Source organism: Rothia sp. HMSC071F11 (genome assembly GCF_001809115.1).
GTDB lineage: Bacteria > Actinomycetota > Actinomycetes > Actinomycetales > Micrococcaceae > Rothia > Rothia dentocariosa.
Window position 1 is genome coordinate 1391 of the sequence record NZ_KV795741.1, and the last position, 516, is coordinate 1906.

At 42.8% G+C, this 516-nt stretch carries 1 protein-coding gene and 1 pseudogene; both read right to left on the minus strand.

Features of this window, described 5'->3' with window-relative positions; genetic code table 11:
- Nucleotides 1-209 (minus strand): annotated as a pseudogene (locus HMPREF2554_RS03060) (hypothetical protein); the annotation flags it as partial.
- 14 nt (nt 210-223) lie between these two features.
- The gene (locus HMPREF2554_RS11975; RefSeq protein WP_371326184.1) at nt 224-505 is read right to left on the minus strand and encodes a ribonuclease domain-containing protein; all 282 of its coding nucleotides are present in this window, start codon (nt 503-505) and stop codon (nt 224-226) included.
- Nucleotides 506-516: the final 11 nt, after the last annotated feature.

Genomic DNA, 516 nt, shown 5'->3' on the forward strand with positions numbered 1-516 from the left:
AAATCATCCGGAATAGCATAAACACTCTCAATACTCTCAACCAGACGATACGCAAAATCTAGTGTGGTTTTTACCCCAGCACAATCAACAATAATAACCTTCCACCCCTCCGCTTCTAGATAGGGCAGCATATGGTTCTCCCAGTACCCGTCTTCACGGATAAACAAAGGAGCTACAAAAGATTTCGGCCTTTCTGGTGTATAAACCATGGTTATTTTCTCCCTTACTCTACTATCAGGATAAACGTGTGATAATGATCCGGGCTGTAATAGATACTGCCATTACTACCCACTATCAACCGGTCATCACCACGAGTCGTCTCAGGCTTCCCGTTAGGCTTCAACTCAATTTCACCGTTTTCACCAATCTTCGGTTGAGGAGCCATGAAATCCATTTCCGTATACGTAATAGGATTCCCCTTACCATCAGTTACGGTATAACAGCCTCTATAGCTTTCTTGCTTAACGACAGATATAAAAAGTTTAGTTGTCCGTAACTTCGCTATAAGCTACGGAC